We start from the raw sequence: 7700 nt of genomic DNA, 5'->3' as shown, positions 1-7700 counted from the left end.
TATATCAACTTTGTGTTGCGCGGCCACCGGTTGATGCCGGAAGGTCTGACGGAGACAATTGATATTCTTTGGGACAACGTACTCGGCCTTGCCTCGCCGGAGTGGGTGCCGACGACGCAAATAGTAGCCGCTCCCTACTCCTGGATGTATGCCCGGGATACGGGGCGAGAGGTGGCTTCGGCAAGAGGTATGAACACACAAGAGCTCTTGGAGCAAGCAGCCACGAAGGTTTTTGCCGAGCGCGGGTTCCTCGGATCGCGTATGATCGATATCGCTACTGCTGCCGACGTGGCGCACGGCACTGTCTACAACTATTTCGACTCAAGGTTCGATGCGTTTGCCTCGGTGGCCACGATTCTGTGCGACCGCCTTTTCGATGAATTAGCGGCTGGCCCGAGGGGGGCTGCAGCGGACGATCAGACGGGACTTCTGAGGCAAGTGGAAGCTGCGAATCGCATTGCCGCAGACTTTTACCGAGCCAACTCGGCGTTCATTGCGGCATTCGAGGAGTTTGCAACTGTCGACCAAAGTTGCGCCTCGGTCCGACTCATGCTTAGGGATCGATTCGTCCGTGGGGCGGCGCTCAGCCTCGAACGGTTGCAAGTCGCGGGGCTTGCCGACCGGCGCCTCGATCCATGGATGGCGGCTGACGTGCTGGTCGCGATGCTCGAGCGCACGCTGATCAACTGGGTCGTTGTCGACGATTCGCACGACACTGACTCCTCGTTGACTCAGATGTCGCAGCTTTGGGTACGAGCGGTAGGGCTTGACCCACGAAGATAACTCCAGGGGTTGACATCAGGATCACAAAATGAGAGACTGATACAGATCTCAGGATCTGAAACTCCGGTGTTCGCCGGCGCAGTGGGGGAATCGGCCGATGATCGGCCATGGGGTCCGCCATACGTCAAACCCTTCGGGTACCCCGGCCTGGCATGGAGGAAATTGTGTCGAACAGCGTGAGCGTTTCTGCCGAGATGTCTGCAGCGGTGTGGAAAGTCGAAATCGCCGTCGGCGAAAGAGTCGCAGTAGGCGATGTGCTCGTGCTCCTCGAGTCCATGAAGATGGAAATTCCCGTAGAGGCGCCCTCTGCAGGAGTCGTGGTGGAGGTCCGCGTTGTGCCCGATCAGTCGGTGCAGGAGGGCGACATCCTCGTCGTGATCGACGTCAGCGCCTGATATGGACTCCGTCGTACTGGATTTATCGGGCGACCCAGTCGAGGCGTTTCGCAAGAAGCTCGATCCGGGCAGCTTTTCAGAGGTCGGGCCGTTCAGCCACTCCGATCGCGCAAAGCTCGCTTCGGTACTCCCCAAGGAGCGGCGACGAGCGTACGACGGTCGCCAACGAGCAGCCCTCGTACTCGATGAGGTTGTCTTCGAAATCGGGCCGGCCGACACGAGATGGGTGCGGCTCGACCGAGTGTCCGGCTCGCCAATCGCCGGATCCCGCCGCCCGAAGTACGACGGCTCTCCTCCTGGCCGACCTGCTGAGAGCATCCTGATCTGCCCGTCTCGAAGGGACACTGTGTGACCATCAACCGAGTACTCGTCGCCAACCGAGGTGAAATAGCCGTCAGACTCATCCGCGGCCTGCAGGACTTTGGAATCAAAGCCGTGGCGGTTCATTCAACCGACGACGAGCCATGCGCTCACGTACGTCTGGCAGACGAGGCCCGAGACCTTGGGGCTTCGGGTCCCCGGGCGTATCTCGACATCGAAGCTGTCGTTCAGGCCGCCGTAGCGGCGGGCTGTGACGCGGTGCATCCTGGCTACGGCTTTCTGAGCGAGAACGCTCACTTCGCCCGGCGATGTGCCACGGCGGGGATCATGTTCATCGGTCCCAGTCCCGAGATCCTCGACCTCTTCGGTGACAAGATCCGGGCGCGGGGGCTTGCAGATGAACTTGGCATTCCCATGCTGGCTGGCACGAGTGAAGTCACCACGGCGGAGGAGGCCGAAAGGTTCTTCTCCAGTCTGCCGACGAACACCGCAATGATCGTCAAAGCGGTGGCGGGCGGTGGTGGCCGCGGCATGAGGGTCGTAGAACGGCTCGAGGATGCAGCGACCGCTTTGAAGCTCTGCGCTGCAGAGGCGAACGCCGCGTTCGGACGTGGTGACGTCTACGTCGAGCAGTACCTTCCGCGGGCTCGACATGTCGAGATCCAAATTCTCGGTGATGGCACGGGCGACGTTGTACATCTCGGAGAGCGCGAGTGCAGTATTCAGCGGTCACACCAGAAGATCGTTGAGATTGCCCCGGCGCCGGGAATCGATCCCAAACTACGTCACCGTCTCTGCGCGGCGGCGGTTGAAATGGCGTCCAAGGCCAAGTATGGCAGTCTCGGAACCTTCGAGTTCCTGGTCGATGCCGACCATTGGGGCCCCGAGGCACCGTTCTATTTCATGGAAGCCAACCCTCGCCTGCAGGTCGAACACACCATTACAGAGGAAGTAACGGGTCTCGACTTGGTGGAACTGCAGCTACGGATCGCATCTGGCGAGACAATCGTTGACATGGGGCCTGCCGTGCGCGATGTCACGATTTCCGGTAGTGCGATGCAGCTGCGTGTGAACATGGAGACTGTCGACGCCAACGGTTCGATTCGCCCGAGTTCGGGAGTGATCGAGGTGTTTGAGCCACCGACGGGCCCCGGTGTGCGTGTCGACACGTTTGGCGAGTCCGGGTTGTCTCTCAGTCCACGGTACGACTCGCTGCTGGCCAAGGTCATCGTGCGTCACCGGCACGATGACCTGCGCGCGCTTGGTCATCGTGCCGAACGCGCGTTGGGCGAATGCCGGATCGTAGGACTTCGTACGAACATACCTCTGCTGCAGCGCTTCGTTACACATCCAGCGTTCCTCGCAAACGATGTCACAACGGGCTTCATCGCCGCACACGCAAATGAGCTACTCGTGGCCGAAGAGGAGCCGATCGTCGATGCGTCGATCGCTCCGACCGGCACTAGCGCTCTCGATCCTGCTGATCCGCTCTCGGTGCTCCACTTTGGCACCGGGAAAGGCACGGTGTCGGCCACACCGACGGACAGAGCCGGACGTGTACCGGTGACTGTACCCGAGGGCACGGTGGCAGTTCCGGCGCCGATCCAAGGAACGATCGTGTCACTCCTCGTCGAGGTAGGTCAAGAAGTTGGGCTGAGCACCGCAGTCGCAATCATTGAGTCGATGAAAATGGAGCACGTTGTGACTCCAGCCGTCACAGGTTTCGTCCGCTCGTTTGCTGTTGGGCTCAACGAGAATGTGTTCGAGGGCGAGCCGCTGGTGTTCGTAGAGCCCGCCGATGTGGAAGTGGATGATCTCGCAGGTGTGGTCGAGATCGACCCTGACCACATCCGCCCGGACTTGCTGGAGGCCATAGATCGGCACGGGTTCGGCCTTGATGAGAACCGGGTCGAAGCGGTGGCGAAACGTCGGTCCACTGGCAGTCGCACGGCCCGCGAAAACGTTGAACATCTCATTGACGAAGGAAGCCTCATCGAATACGGACCGCTCGTCGTCGCCGCTCAGCGAGCACGACATACCGAGGAGCATCTGATTCGGGCCACCCCTGGCGACGGAATCGTCGGGGGTGTGGCCACGGTCAATGCTGAGTTGGCTGGCCCAACCAGGAGCCGTTGCGTTGTGATGTCGTACGACTACATGGTGCTCGCCGGCACGCAGGGACTTCAAAACCATCGGAAGAAAGACCGGCTGTTCGAAATTGCCGAGCGTCAGCAGTTGCCGGTGGTGGTGTTCGCCGAGGGTGGGGGTGGCCGCCCGGGCGACACCGACGGCACCGGAGTAGCAGGGCTCGATTGCCTTGCCTTTCTGTACTTCGGCCGACTCTCAGGACTCGTCCCCTTGGTCGGCATCACAAACGGGCGTTGCTTTGCCGGAAATGCCGCTCTCCTCGGATCGTGTGACGTGGTCATTGCTACGAAGAGCTCGAACATCGGGATGGGTGGACCGGCCATGATTGAGGGCGGTGGGCTTGGTATCTATCGGCCCGAGGAAATTGGGCCAGTTGAGGTCCAGGCCTCCAACGGCGTGATCGACATCGTCGTCGAAGACGAAGCTGAGGCCGTCGAGGCTGCAAAGAAGTACCTGTCGTATTTCCAGACTCCACGTGAAGATTGGGAGTGCATCGATCAGCGTGGTCTCCGGTCCACCATCCCGGAGAACCGGTTGCGAGCGTACGAAATCCGATCGGTAATCCAGGACCTGTGTGACGTCGATTCGGTGCTCGAACTGCGGGCCGGTTTCGGTCCCGGGATGGTTACGTCCTTGGGCCGTGTGGAAGGCCGGTCGGTTGGAATTGTGGCCAACAATCCGCTCCATCTCGGGGGAGCAATTGATGCTGACGGTGCTGACAAGGCCGTGCGGTTCATGAAACTCTGTGATGGTTTCGACATCCCGATCCTCTTTCTTTGTGACACCCCAGGAATAATGGTGGGCCCCCAGTCGGAGGAGACAGCCAACGTTCGCCACGCTGCTCGCATGTTTGTCAACGGCGCGAATCTTGACGTGCCGTTCTTCACAATCGTGCTGCGTAAAGGGTATGGCCTAGGTGCGCAGGCGATGGCGGGCGGCAGCTTCCACGCTCCGGTCTTCACCGTCGCGTGGCCGACAGGCGAGTTCGGCGGTATGGGTTTGGAAGGGGCGGTGAAACTTGGCTTTCGCAAAGAACTTGAGGCGCTGGACGACCCCGCCGAACGCAAAGCTCTCTACGACAAAATGGTCGCAAAGATGTATCAGCAAGGTAAGGCCGTCAACATGGCTGCTCACTTTGAGATAGACGGCGTGATCGATCCGGCCGATTCTCGACGCTGGATCGTCGCTGGCCTTGATACCTCTGAGCGAAAGCCGTTCAGCCGCGATGGGAAGAAGTTGCCATGTATCGACACCTGGTAGCCGTGGACCGGCCGGGATCTACAACGAGAGGGGCTCAACCATGGGTTTGAAGACTGGTGAACGGATTTCGTTGGATGACCTCGGTATCGAGGTGATTGTCACGGCCGGCGGGGATGGTTCCTTAACGACGGAGGTTTCCGAAGAATCGCTCCTGCCTGGGAAGCGGTTCTCATGCGAAACATGTGGCGCCCAGGTTCTGATCCTGGGGCGGGGCGCTGGCCGCCTTATCTGTCACGAGAGCCCAATGGAGATTCAAGAGCCGAAGAAATCCAAGGCTGCGGACTGAGAACGGGCCGATGCGCTTCTCTGCCATCGAGGTCCGGCGTCATCATGACGGACGGGCCGCCGAAATCATCATTCCGGGTGGTGAGTTCAACATGCGCACAGCACGGGAACTCGTTGTTGCCATTGAAAGACTTCGAGAGGATCGCTCTCTTCGGGTCGTGACACTCGGCGCCAAGGGCCCGGATTTCTGCACTGGGGCAACCCCGGATCTCGACCCGGTCGCTCTCGCAGCGGATCCCGTCTCGATGCTCTCGCAGCTGCGAGTCCCGACGATTGCGGCGGTTCGTGGTGCGTGTCGTGGCGTGGGCACCGAACTGATACTCGGCTGCGATGTCCGCCTGGGAACGCCTGACATCCGGATTGGCCTGGCTGTCGATGGTCCGATGGGAGAGCCGCCATGCTGGGGTGGGTTGGCCCGCCTTCCAAGGGCGATCGGGTCCGGGGACGCTCTGCGCATGCTACTGCTTGGGGCGGAGTTCGACGCCGAGGTTGCACTGCGGCGGCGGCTGATCCACGAGGTCGTCGACAGCGATGACGACGAGACGTTGCAGGAATGGATCAAGCGGCTTGTTGCGGCTGCGCCACTCGCCGTGGAGTTGGCCAAGGAAGTCATGCACCGGGGCATCGAATTGCCCCTGGCCGAGGCCCTTCGCTTGGAGGGAGACATGAACCATTTGCTGGCGACCACAGATGACCGGGCGGAGGGTTTACGCGCTTTCTTTGAACGCCGACCAGCTGATTTCGCCGGCAGATGAGTTCCGAGGTATTGATGCCAATCAAATGTGAAGATCTGCATGCTGCTTTGCTGGAACGGCACTTCGCACTTCCTGTCGGCACTTTGTCGGCTGGCTGTCGCGTCGCCACAATGCTCACTGCGCAGCTGTTCGCGATGGTTGGTGTTCGGCCTGCGCTCTCCGCGCCGGCCGTGCTGGCGCGTCTACTGGCGGCCGGATTGCTCGATTCCGCATCCGTTGAACGGCCCGTCGTGGTTGGTGACGGACACGTGCACGCTGATCTCCTGCCTGAGGACGCCGAGCTTTTTGCTGCGGTCCTGCATGCCGAAGGGCAGGCTGGCCCGGTAGCGGTTGCTGAGGCAGCCCAGGCGTGCCGGTTAGCGGTCACCCCTTATCAGCCCGCGGGACTCGTCGCGCAGCGAACGCTTGCCGACCCGGGTATACCTCGCGCGAAAGATGCCGCTGCCTGTCGATCGTCACGACCACCCGTCATCATCGACATGACGACGATGTGGGCGGGGCCGCTCTGTACAGACCTGCTCGAGCAGTTGGGGGCGGTGGTCATTCGCATTGAGCCCGCCTGCAGGCCTGACGGGCTCCGGGGGGCACCGCAGCTTTATAAGAGCCTTCATCGCAATGACCACGTCGTAGATCTCGATCTTCGTACGGCGGGTGGCCGCGCCCGTTTCGATCGGCTGCTCCACCATGCCGATCTACTCGTCGAGTCGTTCTCCGAGCGTGTGCTGCCCAATCTTGGCTACGGACCTGAGAAGCTTGATGCGCTCAACCAGCGTCTTGGCCACCTCGCGATCCGCGCCTTTCCGGCCCACTCCCATCGTAAACGTTGGGTGGCCTACGGCGGTGGGGTACACGCAGCCAGCGGACTCGGTTGGGTAGCCGGTCGTCCAACGCCAGCGGCCTTCGCATACCTCGATCCGCTGACGGGTCTCCGGGCAGCAGAGACGGCCCTGTCGATGCTTTCGGCGACAGGTGATCATCGGCGAGCGACAGTGTCGCTGGCTGGCTCCGCTGCGCTGCTGCGTGCCGACCCGATCGATGACGTTCCTGGATCAGGCCCGGATATCCAGATGAGAACCGATGATCTTGAGTTGCTCCGTCGATCGGTGTCTGAACCGCTATGGGATGGGGGGTTTGCGCTGTGGTGAGTACTCCTGCGCGTGTCGAACTCATTCTTTATGAAGGAGTTGCAACCATCAGCCTGAATCATCCACCACTCAACATCTATGACCTCGAGATGCGTGATTCACTTATCGATGCGTTAGCCGGTGCCCGGGACTGGCCGGATCTTCGTGCGGTGGTGTTGCGTACCTCGATCGAGCACTTCGGTGTCGGCGCCGACCTCTCCGAATTCGGTAGTGCCGCGCACAGTCTTGAATCGCGTCGGATCCGTTGGGACAGGGATCCATGGCGCCTGCTGCGAAATATGCCCGTGCCGGTGATCGCATGTCTTCGTGGTTATGCATTCGGCAGTGGATTCGAGATGTCGTTGCTGTGCGACCTGCGGATAGCGGCGGTAGACGCGGTGCTGGGGCTTCCCGAGATCAACGTGGGCATGTTGCCAGCAGCGGGCGGCACTCAGTCGCTGACTCGTCGCTGCGGTGTGCCAGATGCATTCGACCTCGTGCTCAGTGGGCGCAGGATCGACGCCATGACCGCCCACCAGCTCGGCGCCGTCGATGAGGTGGTCGATGATCCCGAGACGCGAGTTGGTGAGATCTGCTCCAGGATCGTTCAACTCGAGCGCTCGGCAGTG

At 61.0% G+C, this 7700-nt stretch carries 8 protein-coding genes; all 8 read left to right on the top strand.

Annotated features, from left to right (window positions below; genetic code table 11):
• Window positions 1-783 (top strand): TetR/AcrR family transcriptional regulator (locus tag ACH2EI_RS00075; RefSeq protein WP_395158777.1); only part of this gene is annotated, 783 nt, incomplete at its 5' end.
• 152 nt (window positions 784-935) lie between these two features.
• Window positions 936-1178: an acetyl-CoA carboxylase biotin carboxyl carrier protein subunit gene (locus ACH2EI_RS00070; RefSeq protein WP_395154764.1), complete on the top strand. Its 243-nt coding sequence runs from the start codon at window positions 936-938 to the stop codon at window positions 1176-1178.
• Between the two features lies 1 nt (window position 1179).
• Window positions 1180-1530 (top strand): hypothetical protein, encoded by a 351-nt coding sequence (locus tag ACH2EI_RS00065; RefSeq protein WP_395154763.1) that lies wholly within the window; start codon window positions 1180-1182, stop codon window positions 1528-1530.
• Entirely contained in the window at window positions 1527-4907 is a 3381-nt protein-coding gene (locus ACH2EI_RS00060; protein ID WP_395158775.1) for a carboxyl transferase domain-containing protein, read from the top strand. Before ACH2EI_RS00065 ends, ACH2EI_RS00060 begins: the two co-directional genes overlap by 4 nt.
• Window positions 4873-5193: a hypothetical protein gene (locus tag ACH2EI_RS00055; protein ID WP_395158773.1), complete on the top strand. Its 321-nt coding sequence runs from the start codon at window positions 4873-4875 to the stop codon at window positions 5191-5193. Before ACH2EI_RS00060 ends, ACH2EI_RS00055 begins: the two co-directional genes overlap by 35 nt.
• 10 nt (window positions 5194-5203) lie before the next feature.
• Entirely contained in the window at window positions 5204-5947 is a 744-nt protein-coding gene (locus tag ACH2EI_RS00050) for an enoyl-CoA hydratase/isomerase family protein (protein WP_395158771.1), read from the top strand.
• A gap of 110 nt (window positions 5948-6057) precedes the next feature.
• Window positions 6058-7092: a CoA transferase gene (locus ACH2EI_RS00045; RefSeq protein ID WP_395154759.1), complete on the top strand. Its 1035-nt coding sequence runs from the start codon at window positions 6058-6060 to the stop codon at window positions 7090-7092.
• A partial coding sequence (locus ACH2EI_RS00040; RefSeq protein WP_395158769.1) for an enoyl-CoA hydratase/isomerase family protein occupies window positions 7086-7700 on the top strand: 615 nt, incomplete at its 3' end. The genes ACH2EI_RS00045 and ACH2EI_RS00040, both read left to right, overlap by 7 nt.

It is taken from the genome of Ilumatobacter sp. (genome assembly GCF_041688325.1).
Classification (GTDB): domain Bacteria; phylum Actinomycetota; class Acidimicrobiia; order Acidimicrobiales; family Ilumatobacteraceae; genus Ilumatobacter_A.
Note: the sequence above shows the minus strand (reverse complement) of the source record. Positions and strands in the feature narration are given on the sequence as shown.